The sequence below is a fragment of the Parashewanella curva genome, assembly GCF_003675895.1.
Classification (GTDB): domain Bacteria; phylum Pseudomonadota; class Gammaproteobacteria; order Enterobacterales; family Shewanellaceae; genus Parashewanella; species Parashewanella curva.
Genome location: NZ_ML014774.1, coordinates 26,363 through 41,480, shown reverse-complemented (window position 1 = coordinate 41,480; position 15,118 = coordinate 26,363). Strand labels below are relative to the sequence as shown.

The window sequence follows — 15,118 nt, the reverse complement described above, 5'->3', positions numbered from 1 at the left end:
TGATCCTCTAATTATAAGTTACCACCACAGTTGAAATGACTGTGGTGGTTGCTAAGGGGCTAGTAACGTACTTTATTACCGTACGCATCCCACACTTCTACTTCACCGAGCTTGAGTGCTCGTACATCTTTTTCAATTTTATCCAAATCACCGACTATAACCCAAGTTAACGCATCTGGTTTTATCGTCTTTTTAGCAAAATGTTTAATATCATCAATTGAAACAGATTGTAATCTAGATGAGCGATTTTCTGCATCATTAAACGGAAGACCTAATCTTGCTGAGCGTTGTATACTACTTGAAAAGCCAGCATTCGAATTATAGCGTGATGGAATCGAACGAGTTTTATTTGCTACATCTCTGGCCATTTCATCATGAGTGATAGGGCGTTTTTGAACATAGTCTGTAAACTCTTTTTTCAGCTCTTTAATACTCTCAATCGTTTTATCAGTTTGGAAACCACCACCAGCAGAGATATACATATCACCACTGTCGTTGTATCCGATTCTTGAGTACGCACCGTAAGTCCAACCTTTGTCCTCACGCAGATTCATATTAATACGACCGCTAAATCCACCACCCAAAGCAGCATTCATTAACTCAAGCGTCTCTGCTGTTTTAGTGTCATATGCTGGAATGGCATGTCCAACGGTGATATTAGATTGAATAGCATTTGGGTTATCAATCAAAATGACACGTGCCTTATTAGGCTTTGCTTTACCAACAGCTTTGAGTTGAGATTTGCCAGTGTTTTTCCAATCTTCAAATGCATCTTCCACCAAATTTTTAGCTTGTTTTAAGTCAATATCACCAACGAGGTAAATGGTTGTATTTTGTGGCGTGATTTCATTCTGATGGAATTTAATCAAATCATCACGAGTAAGAGCATTAAGATTTTCGCGAGTCCATGTGGTGCCTAATGGAGAATCAGCTCCGTAAATTGCGCGAGTGAACAATCCACGTCCAGCCCTCCCCGGATTACGCTCTAAGTTAATGAAATAACCTTCCGCATTGTCTTTATATTTCTTTAACTCATCATTAGGGAATGAAGGGTTGATAATAGTCTCAGCAGCTAACTCTAAAGACTCTTCTAGCTTTTGAGATAAAATACCGTATGAGAATGATGATGACTCTGTACCACCTCGAATTTGAGGTGACATCGCGATCTTATCAAATTCAGCACTAAGTTCGTTAGCATCGTATTTATCACTGCCTTTATTCAACTGGCCAAATACCGTTGCTGCAGTGTTTGTACGATAAGCATGGTCGGCCGCACTACCCGTCTTAAATTCAATCCCAACGGAAACAAGAGGCAACTTATCACGTTTAGCTACAACTATTTTAAGGCCATTATCTAAAGTAGTTGATTCAACGCTTGGGAATTTTACATTACCAACTGCTCCAACAGCTGGGATCTTACTACGATCAACGTCTGTTGCTTTTGCAGTATTTTGTGAAGATGGCAAAATCTGAAGCTCGTAATATGGTTTGGCTAACCACTTATTGGCTACTGCTTTGATATTTTTAGTATTAGCACTATTGAACCATTTTTGTGACTTCTTAAAGTTCAGTGGATCATTATGGTAGAGTTCGCCCTCTACTAAAAAGCGACCAATACTACCAGCGCTTTCCATTGATGACACAAAAAAACTGTTAACACCGTAAACGGTATTCTCAATTAAATCGCTGTCAGGCCCCTTTTTAAGAAATTTATCTAATTCTCTATCTAGAACTTCTTCAACTTTAGCGACATCAACACCAGGACGCACATCGACAGTAACAAAAAACAAACCAGACATAATTTGTGCGTTTGCTGAAGCACTTACATTTGTAGCCAGTTTTAGATCGTCAACTAATATTTTGTTAAGTGGTGAATTTTTACCGCCAGCCAAAGCTTCTCCAGCTATATATAAAAGTGCTGAGTCCTTGGTTCTATGGTTAGGCATTGGCCAAATTCGATATATACGAGCTGCGCCTACTTTGTCGTAGATAACTTCTTTTTTGACTGTAGTTAACTTTGGTTGCCAATCCAGTATTTTATCCAGCGGTTTTCCTGGTCGAACATCACCAAAGTAGTGCTGAACTTTCTTTCTAGCTTCTTCTGTCGTGATGTCACCAGATAATACAACAACAGCGTTACTTGCACCGTAGTAATCCTTATACCACTGATGAACATCTTCCATTGATGCGTTATTCAAATCATCCATTGATCCGATAACGGTATGTTGGTAGGGATGACCTTTCGGATAAATACCGTTAAGGATTCGTTCAAATGCGCGACCATAGGGTCTATTTTCCCCCTGACGCTTTTCATTTTTTACAACCGCACGTTGCTCATCTAAGGCTTCTTTGGTTACCGCACCAAGCAAGTTGCTCATACGGTCTGACTCCATCCACAGCGCCATGTCAACGGCAGAGCTAGGAACGGTTGCATAATAGTTGGTTCTATCTTGGTTGGTGGTACCGTTCATACCTACAGCACCGGCTTTAGTGAAGGGTAAGAAATATTCACCGTCACGATTTTCGGTACCTTGAAACATTAAGTGTTCAAATAAGTGTGCAAAGCCAGACTTTCCAGCCGGTTCATCTTTTGAACCCACCCCATACCATACGCCCACAAATACACTCGGGGTTGAATGGTCAGAGTGAACAATGACTCGCAAGCCATTATCTAGAGTGAATTTTTCGTAATTGACGTTAACCTGATCCACAATGCTAGGTTTAGCTTCTGCTGTCGCAGGTAACATTGTTACGCTGCTTGTAGCACAGGCTAAGATAACTGCGGCGGCTATTTTTTTCATTGTTGCCATGATTGTATCCTTTTAAAGTTTCACTCCTAATTAAGCGGAATATACATTACCGCAACCTTATCTAAAATAATTTTTTACATTTGGTGAAATTAGGCTGTAAAAAAAGCACAGCAATTTAAATGTCAATTGCAGTGCTTTGCCCAGGGAAAACTAATTTTTAAAAACTATAAGATACTTCACCGTAAACAACTCGACCTTTTAAGTCCACACGTTTAGCATCATAGGGTTTACCAAAGCCATTGATGGCAAATGGGAAATCCGCATCAAAAATATTTCTTCCACCAACTCGTACAGCTAAGCCATTACCGAAGTCATACTTTAAGTTCAGGTCAACCGTAGTGTAAGAATCAACTTTCATCAAAGGTAAATCTTTTTCACGCAAATCATCCGAATCATTGATATAACTAGGTGTGTATTTAGCAATCACCTCGCCTGCCCAGCTATTATAATTCCACCCCATACTTGTAATTACTTTATACTTGTCAATTCCTCTAAAGAAACCGACAAAAGACTTAGGTTCAGACTCAGGAATTGCACGATCATGTAGATTTAAGACTCTTGTATAATATATACGTGGCGTGAATGCACCAAAACTGGTTTCAAATGACGAATTTATTTCTATATCAAGAGTTTCAGATCTTCTTTCAGAGATATTAATCGGACGAGAAATACTCTCAAGTAATTTTCCATTCTCATCACGAATGAAAAACTCTTTCATATTTCCATACACCTCTTTAGGTAATAACTGACCAAGTTCAAAACTTCCACTAATCCGATCTCGTAACCGAATATCTGAATAACTTACCTTGAACCTTGTTCCTTCACTCCAAGCAGGCTCATAAATCAAACCTAAACTTTTAGTTTTTGCAGTTTCAGGCTTTAGATTTAAATTTGGGCCGCTTAATGTGTAGGCTGGAACAAATGGAAACCCTTCAGCTAAAGGATCAAAAACAAAGTTTGACATCGTTCGTTTATGATTGTTAGTGGTAAATAAGTCACTAAATACCGGCGCTTTAAAAGACTCTTGCCAACCCGCAGTAATCTTGAGTTCTTTATTTAGATCCCAAGCTAAACCAAAGCGAGGACTCAAATTACTGAAAGTAGAAGTCGTTAGTATCGGGATAATTCTTCCATCAGCATCCAATTTATCTACGACTACTTCTTCTCCTTTGTCGTTGACGATGGTTTCAGTCTCTCTGCCTTTACCACCCAAAATTTTATATTTGTCATATCGCGCTTGCAGTGTGAGAGTTAGGTTTTCAACGAAAGGAACGTTATTTGCTTCTGCAATCAGAGGAATATTGGCTTCAGCATAATACGCCTGTAGCTTTCTTTCAGGCTTTTCAACCCCATTTCGCTCAAAGATACCCTCTTTATCATTTCCTGTTAAACCCTCAACACGGTATTGAGTCCCCAATGCATATCTAATACTACCTGCAGGTAGTTCGAAAATATCACCCGACAAATAAAGGTTTACACTTTCGTTAGTCGAAACTTGATCCCCTCGGCTGATAGGAATCAATAATTCCTTAACTCCAGGGTTTTGCTTTGTTCCGTCACCAAATAGATTAATAGCGACATTAGGATCACTTGAAGCTAATAACTCTTTAATTTTTTCTTCTTGAGCAACATTTCGATATCTAGGGTGCCTTTCCGTTCGTTGACCATATTCCAACTGAGTTGTATCTCTTGTTGATTCAGAATATGTGTATTCAAAATTGAGAGTATGACTGTCATTCAACGCATAATCTACCCCTAAATCAAATTGCAGTAAGGTACTAGTATTATTTTGAAAACCACCGCCGATTAAACCATTTTCACGCTCAAATACAGGGTCATAATTTACCCACACATCACGCTGTTCATCCTTGGGTAAATTATGGTAAGGGCTAAAAGCATTGCTTGCAGGTACAAAGAACAGGCCTCCAGTTTGTGGGGCAGCGAGGGTGGAAGTTCTTGAACGGGTAGCTGTAACAATTGTTTCAACCGTTAGATCATTAGTAATGTCCTGACTGAAATTTAGCATTAATGATGTATCGGCAGTCTTACCGCTAGCATCTACAAAAATATCGTCGCCCCAATCATTTTGAGTCGGTGCTTTTAAATCTTCAGGTTTTAAACCAACACCGTTACCTTCAGGTACAATAAAATCATATGGAGGAAAACGGAAAAATCGTGGATCAGCCCCAGCTGGAACGACAATGAGTGATGGACGAGAAAGAAAAAATTCATTTCTGTAATCATAATCAGTATTCCCGCCAAATTTTGCGCTATGGTCTCTAGTAACAAAGCCCGCTTTTCGTGTGCTAATTGGCGTACTTTCACTGTAACCTATGTTAGCTGAAAAATTACCGGAGTCCCAATTGATACCATAAGAACCACTGATTTTAGAAAAGCCACCACCATTACTTGCAGAGTCACGCTGGGCAACAATATTACCACCAGTAAAATCTTTACGGGTAATGATATTGATTACGCCAGCTACAGCATCTGAGCCATACACTGCCGAACCGCCATCAAGTAAAATATCTACTCGCTCAATAGCATCTGCAGGAATTGTTTTAAGATTTGCAAAGAAACCTTGTTGACCTGCTGTGCCAGCCATGCGTCGGCCGTTTAATAATACAAGTGTATAGTCAGAACCTAAACCGCGTAAGTTTGCCGTAGCAGTGCCTGATCCTAACGAACCTAAGTTAGTATCTAGTGCACCATCTATGTCTAGGTTTGTTGCGGAGTTAATACTGGATAAGTTTTGAGGTATTGTACGAACGATATCTTCTGCAGAAACTAAACCTCTTGCTCTAATTTCTCCAATCCCTATAGATTCAACCCTTACTGATGGGTCTCCCATTTTCAAACGTGATCCGGTAACTTCGAAAGATTCAATTTCTTCTTTTTTGTTTTCTTTTTTATCTTCATCAGCAAAGGCTGGAACAGATAAAGAAGACAGAATTGCTAATGAAAGTAAACTTTTGTGCGTAAGGCAGTGCTTATTCATAGATAAGGCTCCTGAGCTAAACCATTGTTCTCACTTCCTCTCCCGAAAGGAACAACGTATTGTCGTTATTATTTAATATCAAGCACCTACCACAAAACGATGTTGATTGTATGAATACCAGTTACCGATATCCATATTCTTAAACCAACCTTACGACAACCTTACCTAAACCTTATAGTTTTACAAAATGTTTACATTAAGCCGATAAATGTGAAGTGTAGTTACTATCGTCATACACAATTGTCGTTACTTCGTTATTAAATACGCATATGGCAACGCAGTTTAAACACAAAAAACTCAGCCCTTCGGCTGGCGTCTTTAATTGGCCTCCTATTCTTTAAATGTTATTGAAAATTTAGCTCCTGAAGATGGGAAGTTATAAGCATTTATTTCCCCCCGATGAAGATTAATAATCGCTTTAACAATCGCTAAACCCAAACCATGTCCGTCTCGGTTTGGTGGTGCTTTAGCAAATGGTTCGAACAACCTCGGCATAACTTTGGGGCTAATCCCCTGCCCTTGATCAATAACGGTAATAGTACCTTTTGAATCAATACTTATTGAAACTTCAGCCCCCTTTGGAGAAAACGACACCGCATTATCAATAAGATTCGCTATGGCAACTTCAAACAGCCCTTTGTCACCCAATATTTCAAAACTATTTATCTCACTATAAAATGAAAGCTCTACTTCATTCATAAGTGCATTCGGTGCTCGTTCAGCAATTACTGTTTTAATAATCTCCACAATCTCTATATGCTTGCTAAATTGCTCTGGTGTTTTAATTCTCATTAATTTGAGTAAATCGTTCACGAGTTTGGTTAAACGATATATATCTTGTTTAAGCTGTTCTTTAACTTCACCAGAAGATAGCTCTTCAATTCTTGTTCTCAAAATAGCTAGAGGCGTTCGCATCTCATGTGCAGCAGTAGATAAAAAGAAATTCTGCTGTTCCTTTGAATCATCAATTTTATTAATCATCTGATTGATAGCTTGGATCAATGGTAAAACCTCATTAGGAAGTCCACTTTCTGGAAGCGTATGATCAATTGAATCTGGATCAAAAGATTGTGCGACTTTAGCTACACGTCGAATGGATTTTGTTGTAATAAATACGACAAGAAATGCAATGACCATTACACCTAAAGTTAGGTAAACATACGTTTTACTGTTTCGCCAAAGCCAACTTTGCAAATCACTAGTTAGCCAGCCTTGAAATTGAGGCACGGGGTTAGCAATACCAGAAACTTCATAGTAAATTTCTTTGCTTCCACAGAGACTGGAAAAAACATAACCCAACCCTTTTGCCGTTTTTTTATACATCCTTAAACTGACGTTGGCACAATCTTCGATATCAGCGAGTTTTCTTTCCATTTGAGTGACATTTGGCAAATCAAACATCTTAGCCCAAAGAGCTTCACTTGTTTCAGTGGAACTGTAGACATCATCATTAACTTTAACGTAATACTGAAAGTCAGGGTTATAGGCTCTGACTATCTTAATTCGTTCTGAATCCTTGATGTTTTGAGCTGTTTCTTGCCCTTTGGGTGCGAATACAAAAGTTCGAATATCATCTAAAGAGTACTGAACAGTTTGTTTTATAGGATCAATGTCTTTTTGCATTTTTAAAATCGGAATGACAACGATAGCAACAAGAACAACAACTAAAAAAATCAATGTTAAAGACAACATTTGCCCCAGCATTGAGCGAAAAGAAAAAGTGAAATAGTTAAGCATTGGTCGTCTCTTTTAAGATATACCCCACTCCTCTAACTGTGTGAATTGAAGCATCAATATTATGTTCTTTAAGGTTTTTTCGTAATTTAGAAATATGCGACTCTAAAGAATTTGATAATATTTCATCATCGTAGCCATACATTTCAGACTCTATTGTTTCTCTTGTGGTTACGCGACCTACACGTTGTATTAGAGTTTCAAGAACAATTAATTCTCGACGAGGTAAAACAAATGCATCTCCATTTATTTGAAAACTCCTACCTACACAATCGAAAATAAGTTGCCCACACTTAATTTCTTTTTTTATTTCTTCAAGCCCGTGTCTTAGTGCTGCGCGGATCCTCGCCAGTAGTTCTTCGGGTTCGAAGGGTTTGGGGATGTAATCATCTGCTCCAATATCCAAACCTTGTATACGTTCATCTACATCATTGAGTGCGCTAAGTACGAGAAAGCGATTGGGGATGTTTTTTTTCTCTGAAAATTTGATTAATTCTAACCCATCACCATCTGGCAACATTCGATCTAATAAAATGATGTCATATTTAATATCAACCACAGCAGCTTTAGCAATAGCAACTGAAGGCGCAACATCAACTACATAACCTTCTCTCACCAACAAACGACGATTTACATCAGCTAAATTTATATCGTCTTCAACTAACAAAATACGCATATACATCAACCTCCATATTTATAAACATATTTGTAACATATGGGAGATATAAAAAACAGCCTTACAAACTGGCTATTTTCTAACTATACAAACCTAGTTATTACCACATAAACCTTATGAAAAGCTTAATGAACAACCCCGCCGCAAGCATCGGGGTATCAATCTAGAATATTTCTAACTGATAATCACTGTGAAGTTTTTTTATATTCGTTTCCCTGATTCTTGACATAATTTGCAATCACTTCCTCATCCCCATCCTTTCCTACTGTGCTGGCGAAGTAGCCATCTGTCCAAAACTCGCCGCCCCACAGTTCTTTTTTGACTGAAAGACAACGACTGAATACTTCTCTCGCTGTTAAGCTTTTTATCATCGTGACCAACTTCGTAACCGAATACGTTGGTACTGACTGAACAAGAAAATGAACATGAACCTTATCTGTCCCTATTTCTAAGAACTTGATTTGATAACGACTTTCTATATCAAGACATATAATCTTGATTTCCTTATCTACTGTATCGTCAAATACTGCTCTTCTGTATTTGGCTGGAAAAACTAAGTGATATAGCAAAATAGTTACGTTGTGACTCTTGTGAATATACTGCTCATTGTTCCATATTACGCCGCAAGCGGCGGGGAATTAAACCCTCAGAGATTAAACAAGTTGTGGAGTATTTCAACTCAGGACTGCCACAAGATAAAATTACAGGTAATGCCGATACACTTAGCACACGCTTTACCCACCCTCGTGGAGAAGGCAGTGAGCGAGGGCTTGGGTTAAGCGAGCAAGATATCAATGACCTGACCGATTTTATTGAGAATGGTTTATACGATGATACCTTTGTAAACTATGACCCTGAATCAACAACCGATACTTTCCAGTTGAATGAACGAGATACGAAATATTCAGTCCACTATCCATTTTGGCCGCTGCAGGTGTAAAGGATGGCTTTGTTATCAGTGGAATGGCTCAAAACAACAACGACCCACTAACGAGGCGAGATGTTGGGATGGAGTTTTTAGATGTCACCGATAAAGCTGAGCTAGCCTTAGATACTCGTAGCCGAAACAACGGTATGCAGGATGACACTTGGATTGTAAAAAATACCAGTAACTACTTCATTGATAACCATTTACTTGCCATTATTAAGGGCTTGCCTGCTGATGTTGAATTAGCCAATGCTAGCGGTAAAACTCAAGAGGGAGAGTTTCCTTATCTTAGAGTTTATCTTGAAGGCGGTGTCATCAAGCCTGCAGCTACAATGAAAATGCAGTTAAAATTCATTGATAAGCGCAAGCAAGACAACTCACAACCCTTCAGTTATGAAATAACCTTAAAATCAGGACATGGTAAACCTTAGCAGTTCATCAGTATTAACTAGAAAGCTTCAATAAACTATTGAAGCTTTTTTATTGTCAAATTTAAACCTCCCCTAATTGAGGTGGTAATCGTTAGTCGGAACTTTGACCGTAGAGTGCTCATACAAAATACCTCCAACGCATCAACAAAATTCTCAATTCCACATAAAAAATAAAGAGATATGACAAAGATACTGGCTAAGTATTTAAAACAAATCAGATTCATTGAGTAAGATCAAAATGTATTTTTAATATTTGATTAGACTCCTTCTCAGTATTTAACTCTCTAAATTGGATTAAAAAATGAAAGGATTTTCTATCGGAATCATTGGTGCAGGACAAGCGGCTACAGAATTATTGCAACAACTGGTTGCAGCAGAATTTGTCTATATTGTTGCTATTGCAGACTTAAAGACCGATGCTCCTGGTATCGAACTAGCTAAAACACATAAGATTCCAACCACAACCAAAATCAACGACATTCTCAAGCTGGGTGAAGCAATTGATATTATCATTGATGTTACTGGTGTTTGCGAAGTAAGAAATCAGCTAAGACAATACATGTCTGAAACCAATAATACACATACTGTTATAATGCATGAGCGTTTATCTGCATTGATGATTTCTTTGGCCAAAGGTGCTTTGGTCGAAATGAAAGGCAGTGATGAAACCTATTAAGTTACAAGTGCGTTGAAATAAACAGCCCGAGATAGATTATCCTATTGCAGGCTGTTTTAAACTTTATAAGAATTAGTTTGGTAATGAATACACTAAATTATTTGGTGTTTCTTTTGCTCTCGCTTTATTTTTCCTACCTGGGAACCACCCCAGATTCATATTAATGACTCCCTCTGTCGAACGAGTCATTAACTCGTTTTTCAACTGCGTTGGTGATAATTTAGGATTTTCTTGCAAATACAGTGCCGCTACACCCGCAACGTGTGGAGAGGCCATAGAGGTACCACTAGCTTTTGCATATGCATGATCACTGCCATTCCAAGCTGAAATGATATTTGAACCCGGTGCAAAAATATTCGTGCACTTTCCATAATATGAATAATTGGCTCGCTTATCTTTTTCATCGGTTGCACTAACAGTTATCGCATTCGAATCGTGTGCAGGAGAATCTTTACATGAATCTAATACATCAGAGGCACTAACTTTATTACCTGCTGCTACAACGACAGGGATACCAGAATCGACAAGTTTATCTAATGCTTGTTCTAATGATTTACTGATTTGAGGGCCGCCTAAGCTCATATTTACAACACTTGGCTGGCCTGACTGCTGAACTAATTGACCAACTTCTTCTAATCCAGCAATAACATCACTATCTGAACCTCTACCACTACAACTTAATACCCTAACACCAACAATATTGACGTTTTTAGCCACTCCCGTTGTCTCACCGCCTATCGTGCCTGATACATGGGTACCATGACCATTACAGTCCCCCACTTCCTTAGCTGGGTTCTTTTCATACTCATTTCCTTTTTTAATATACACCGAAGCTCGGCCACCAAACTCTTGATGCGTGTAGTTTACGCCTGTATCAACCACATAAGCAGTGATACCCGAACCATCGTATAAATAAGTGTAAGTACCATCTGCATCTGAAAGTTTATGTTGATCAATTCGGGCTAAGCCCCAGTCAACATGTTTGGTTTGCACTTTTTTTGAACTAAAAGGTGATAGGTTTTCAATGGGGGAAATAGATACTTGATAATCGGGCTCAACATAGGCGACATTTGGTTGCTTAGCTAAAGCTGCTACTTGCTGCTTGTTTGCTTCAACAACAAACCCATCTAATATTCGATGGAATTTACTCCCTACTTTTACCCCAATTTGATTCACAGCTAGCATTGCTTGACTATCGACCAACTGTGTATTCATATTTTCAAGTTCCTCAGTGGTCATTCCTATACTATGTGCTGGAGATTTTAAAACAACAATATAATGACCATTCGTTGACTTTTGCGTTATATCCTGCGTTGTATTGATTGCATGTGCAAAAAAAGGAGCCAATCCAATGGCTAAGAAAATTTTAGAGAAAGCTTTGTAATGCATGCTCACTGCTCCTGTAACCATAATTAAAAGAATTTTTGGGCACCATAGAATCCGCACTAAAAATGATATGCACAAGAACAGTTGGTTATAATATAGATAGATATTAGTATTTGAGTTTTCAATGCTCCCAGATCATAACGGTTGTTATATCACCATGATGCTCTGTTTCATGAAGTGCTGCAAATCCATACTTTTCATATAGCGAAATCTTGTGAGCGTCGCATTGAAGATAGAGCTTTTTTATTCCTAGCTCTTTTGCAAATTGCTTCGCTTTAGAAATCAAAACGTTTGAATACCCTTTACCACGATGACTTTTTTCCACATAAACACCTCCAACCCAATGTTCATATTCTGGATGATTTTTGTTTTCTCGGTATTTTAATTCTGCAACCCCCACTATAGCCCCTTCATCAAGTATGATAAATGAAAAAGGCAGTACTCCTTTGTTAATAACTCGACTTAAGCCTAATTCATAGATAAATTCATAAGTAAAGGATTTTCCACCATTACCCCACTCATCAAAATACCACTGAGCAATCGTTTTTACCTCGTCTGGATGATCGGCTAAATAAGCTACTTGCATGATAATTTCCCTATTGATAAAGATTCGGCTTATGCAGTTCCATAAATCGTTCAGGTAGTTCTAATGGCGTAAACCCAAACTGTTTATACAGACCATGAGCATCTTGAGTTGCTAATGAAACACGTCTTAAACCTTGCAATTCAGGGTGTTCTAAAACGCCTTCAATAAGCCATTTACTTATCCCTTTTCCTCGATGTTCTTTCAAAATAAAAACATCGGCTAAATAAGCAAAAGTAGCATAATCACTAACAACTCTTGCAAAACCAATTTGGTCATTTTCTGCTGTGAATACTCCAAAGCATAAAGAGTTTTCAATGGCTTTTTTTATTGTTTGTATAGGAATGTTTTTTGCCCAATATGAATTTGTAATAAATTTATGTATTACATAAATGTCCATATCAGATTTATCTGTGCTTATCCGATAGCCTGATTTCAATTGATATTATCCTTAATTGTTAATTACTCACGTAAAGATTGTTTGTAGTAGCTACTAAGTTTAATTGACTGATTCTTCTTTTTGTTAACCTTTTTATCACCTAAAAGAAGTACCGTACAGTTGTTTTAATTTTCTAGGTATTAAGGCAGAAACGACTAGAAACCCATCTCTATTGATTTTCTCATCAAGCGCCTTATGGCAGTCATAAACATAATCAGTAATGTTCAGGGAGATTGTTGCAATGCCAGCATTAACTGAAGGTTGACTAAAAGTAAATTAAACTTCATAAATCACATTAGTATTACTTCTTATAGTAGCATCGACTCATCGCCCTTAAATGTTTGAAGTGCATGAATAATAAAAGTATTGATAGAAATTCAAACCTAGTTTCGATTGGGATCATTGCTGGATTATTTTTTATTTTTGGCTTTGTAACTTGGTTAAATGGCGCATTAATTCCTCTATTACAGTCAGTATGCCAATTGACGGCTCCGCAAGCTTATTTGGTGACAGTTACGTTTTATATTGCCTATACCATAACCGCCATTCCAGTTTCTTCTGTTTTAAACAAAACTGGTTATAAGCGTGGCATGTCACTTGGGCTGTTAATTATGGCTATCGGCTCTGTTCTGTTCATTCCAGCTGCTCACACAAGAACTTACTCTTTATTCCTTTTTGCTTTATTTGTAATGGGCACAGGACTGACTCTATTACAAACAGCTTCTAACCCATATATTGTATTAATTGGTTCTGAAAAATCTGCTGCGGTAAGAATCAGTTTGATGGGATTGTTGAATAAAGGGGCTGGCATACTCGCTCCGATCTTGTTTACAACTATTGTTTTCAGTGGTGTCAGCTCAATTAGTACAGAGCATTTCAATTCTATTCCGCTTGCCGAAAAACTTGCTGAATTGAACACTCTTTCATCAAAACTAATTGATTTATACTCAGCAATGGCGGCTATATTGTTCGCTTTAGCACTTTCAATTTCAATTTCCCCCTTACCTGAAGTTGAAACTGACAGTCAAACTACCAAGGAAAAAGTCGAATGGAAAAAAGCGTTGAAATACCCACAGTTAACCTTGGGTGTTGTGACCTTATTCTTCTATGTTGGTGCTGAAGTTATTGCCGGAGACACTATAGGTTTATTTGGTAAACAACTTGGTCTTGCGAATTACACAGAATTTACAGCGTTCACCATGTTTTTTATGGTTATTGGCTATATCATTGGAATGGTCTTTATCCCTAAAATACTTAGCCAAGAGATGGCATTATTTTGCTCTGGTGTATTTGGGCTTATCGTAACTTTATTTATTCTTATCATACCGACGCACACACATTTTTTCGCACCTTTGTTATTAAAACTGGGATTTCTTCATCCTGTACCTGATGTGATTCTAATGGTCGGAATATTAGGACTAGCGAATGCACTTGTTTGGCCAGCAATTTGGCCTCTAGCACTGCGGGGCTTGGGTAAATACGTTAATACTGGCTCAGCAATGTTGATTATGGCTATTTCAGGTGGAGCAATACTCCCATATTTGTATGGACTACTCGGCAATGTAATTTCACCTCATTACGCTTATGCCATTCTGTTTCCGGGCTACTTATTAATCGCTTACTATGCTTTTCTTAATATTCGAAATAACCGTACAGTTATGTGAAATTAGGGCGTGTTGATCTTTCAGGATTAAATTTTGTGGAAGTCTAAGGGCACATAAAAGAATCGTCGTCGAATTTTCTCAGTCTCTTGTATTTTGTGACCCAATCCAACTTTTATAAATAGCATAGCTAGATCACAAGCATTGATTCCATCCAATTGTAAAGAATGATTAACCGCTTCTTCATCAAATTCTTCTCCATTTTGTAAGGCTTGCCACCTTAGCAAAGTAATCCAATTGGCCTTATTTTCAAAATAATCGATATATTTTAGCAGCTGATTTTTAAGGTAAATCGAATCATCAGCATATATGTGACCATCAGCTGAGAATTTTCGGCGCTTTAATTGAGATTGCTTTAACTTGTTTCGTTTTGCATAAGAAATAAAGTTATACCCTACTCTGGTTCGCACTAAGATGGCAGAGTACTCACCATCGTTGAAACTAAGAAGCATTGAGTCATTAGGGGTATCACATTGATTGAGAACTTTTGTGGCAATATCTAATGCCATCTCTTCAGTGATGCGACGATAGAAGTATTTAGTAGAGCTTCTTATCCACATAGCTAAGCGTCTTAATAACGTACGTGAACTATCCAAAGGCTCCATGTATTTACCAATACCAGATTCAGGGTTTATTTCTTCTACTTTGTAATCGAAGCTATTAAATTTAGTTTTGCCTTTTTTACTTGCTTTAGCCGGTTTAAAGGCTGACAAGTTAACATTACGTACAGGTATTGGGCGGCTAAAAACTATCACTATAAACTCATATAAAATATTGATATATCTAATTATAGTTT

At 37.9% G+C, this 15,118-nt stretch carries 12 protein-coding genes and 1 pseudogene; 4 read left to right on the top strand and 9 right to left on the bottom strand.

Annotated features, from left to right (window positions below):
• Positions 1-59: 59 nt before the first annotated feature.
• The 5 genes and pseudogenes from D5018_RS09920 to tnpA all read right to left on the bottom strand — a co-directional run bounded on the left by D5018_RS09920 (position 60) and on the right by tnpA (position 8,835).
• Complete coding sequence (locus D5018_RS09920) at positions 60-2,810, bottom strand: M16 family metallopeptidase (protein WP_121838846.1); 2,751 nt, start codon at positions 2,808-2,810, stop codon at positions 60-62.
• 157 nt (positions 2,811-2,967) lie between these two features.
• Positions 2,968-5,808, bottom strand: coding sequence for a TonB-dependent receptor domain-containing protein (locus tag D5018_RS09915; RefSeq protein ID WP_121838845.1), 2,841 nt, complete (start codon positions 5,806-5,808; stop codon positions 2,968-2,970).
• 330 nt (positions 5,809-6,138) lie between these two features.
• A complete protein-coding gene (locus D5018_RS09910; RefSeq protein WP_121838844.1) occupies positions 6,139-7,545 on the bottom strand; it encodes a HAMP domain-containing sensor histidine kinase in 1,407 nt (468 codons plus the stop codon).
• Positions 7,538-8,224 (bottom strand): response regulator transcription factor, encoded by a 687-nt coding sequence (locus D5018_RS09905; protein WP_121838843.1) that lies wholly within the window; start codon positions 8,222-8,224, stop codon positions 7,538-7,540. The genes D5018_RS09910 and D5018_RS09905 overlap by 8 nt, the downstream gene beginning before the upstream one ends.
• A gap of 157 nt (positions 8,225-8,381) precedes the next feature.
• Positions 8,382-8,835 (bottom strand): annotated as a pseudogene (tnpA, locus tag D5018_RS09900) (IS200/IS605 family transposase).
• 47 nt (positions 8,836-8,882) lie between these two features.
• Here tnpA and D5018_RS09895 point away from each other — a divergent pair.
• The 3 genes from D5018_RS09895 (at position 8,883) to D5018_RS09885 (ending at position 10,253) form a co-directional block, all read left to right on the top strand.
• Positions 8,883-9,158 carry a hypothetical protein gene (locus D5018_RS09895; protein ID WP_121838841.1) on the top strand — a complete coding sequence of 92 codons (276 nt, stop codon included), beginning with the start codon at positions 8,883-8,885 and terminating at the stop codon, positions 9,156-9,158.
• On the top strand, positions 9,140-9,577 hold the full coding sequence (locus D5018_RS09890) for a hypothetical protein (RefSeq protein WP_165905034.1): 438 nt from the start codon (positions 9,140-9,142) through the stop codon (positions 9,575-9,577). Before D5018_RS09895 ends, D5018_RS09890 begins: the two co-directional genes overlap by 19 nt.
• 301 nt (positions 9,578-9,878) lie before the next feature.
• Positions 9,879-10,253, top strand: a complete 375-nt coding sequence (locus tag D5018_RS09885) for an oxidoreductase (RefSeq protein WP_121838839.1) — start codon at positions 9,879-9,881, stop codon at positions 10,251-10,253.
• Positions 10,254-10,325: 72 nt separating this feature from the next.
• Here D5018_RS09885 and D5018_RS09880 read toward each other — a convergent pair whose 3' ends face one another.
• From D5018_RS09880 to D5018_RS09870, 3 genes are all read right to left on the bottom strand, one after another.
• Complete coding sequence (locus D5018_RS09880) at positions 10,326-11,642, bottom strand: S8 family peptidase (RefSeq protein ID WP_165905033.1); 1,317 nt, start codon at positions 11,640-11,642, stop codon at positions 10,326-10,328.
• Positions 11,643-11,760: 118 nt separating this feature from the next.
• A complete protein-coding gene (locus tag D5018_RS09875; RefSeq protein ID WP_121838837.1) occupies positions 11,761-12,225 on the bottom strand; it encodes a GNAT family N-acetyltransferase in 465 nt (154 codons plus the stop codon).
• A 10-nt stretch (positions 12,226-12,235) separates the two neighbouring features.
• The gene (locus D5018_RS09870) at positions 12,236-12,661 is read right to left on the bottom strand and encodes a GNAT family N-acetyltransferase (protein WP_207819265.1); all 426 of its coding nucleotides are present in this window, start codon (positions 12,659-12,661) and stop codon (positions 12,236-12,238) included.
• Between the two features lie 350 nt (positions 12,662-13,011).
• On the opposite strand from D5018_RS09870, the gene gluP reads away from it, so the two are divergent.
• Complete coding sequence (gene gluP, locus D5018_RS09865; RefSeq protein ID WP_121838836.1) at positions 13,012-14,325, top strand: glucose/galactose MFS transporter; 1,314 nt, start codon at positions 13,012-13,014, stop codon at positions 14,323-14,325.
• 26 nt (positions 14,326-14,351) lie between these two features.
• Here gluP and D5018_RS09860 read toward each other — a convergent pair whose 3' ends face one another.
• The gene (locus D5018_RS09860) at positions 14,352-15,077 is read right to left on the bottom strand and encodes a hypothetical protein (RefSeq protein ID WP_121838835.1); all 726 of its coding nucleotides are present in this window, start codon (positions 15,075-15,077) and stop codon (positions 14,352-14,354) included.
• Positions 15,078-15,118 lie beyond the last annotated feature (41 nt).

What these genes read in the sequence shown, in the direction of transcription:
- D5018_RS09910 (WP_121838844.1), bottom strand. Translation starts at nt 7,545, where the DNA reads ATGCTTAACTATTTCACTTTTTCTTTTCGCTCAATGCTGGGGCAAATG.
- D5018_RS09885 (WP_121838839.1), top strand. Translation starts at nt 9,879, where the DNA reads ATGAAAGGATTTTCTATCGGAATCATTGGTGCAGGACAAGCGGCTACA.
- D5018_RS09880 (WP_165905033.1), bottom strand. Translation starts at nt 11,642, where the DNA reads ATGCATTACAAAGCTTTCTCTAAAATTTTCTTAGCCATTGGATTGGCT.
- D5018_RS09920 (WP_121838846.1), bottom strand. Translation starts at nt 2,810, where the DNA reads ATGGCAACAATGAAAAAAATAGCCGCCGCAGTTATCTTAGCCTGTGCT.
- D5018_RS09875 (WP_121838837.1), bottom strand. Translation starts at nt 12,225, where the DNA reads ATGCAAGTAGCTTATTTAGCCGATCATCCAGACGAGGTAAAAACGATT.
- D5018_RS09905 (WP_121838843.1), bottom strand. Translation starts at nt 8,224, where the DNA reads ATGTATATGCGTATTTTGTTAGTTGAAGACGATATAAATTTAGCTGAT.
- D5018_RS09915 (WP_121838845.1), bottom strand. Translation starts at nt 5,808, where the DNA reads ATGAATAAGCACTGCCTTACGCACAAAAGTTTACTTTCATTAGCAATT.
- gluP (WP_121838836.1), top strand. Translation starts at nt 13,012, where the DNA reads ATGAATAATAAAAGTATTGATAGAAATTCAAACCTAGTTTCGATTGGG.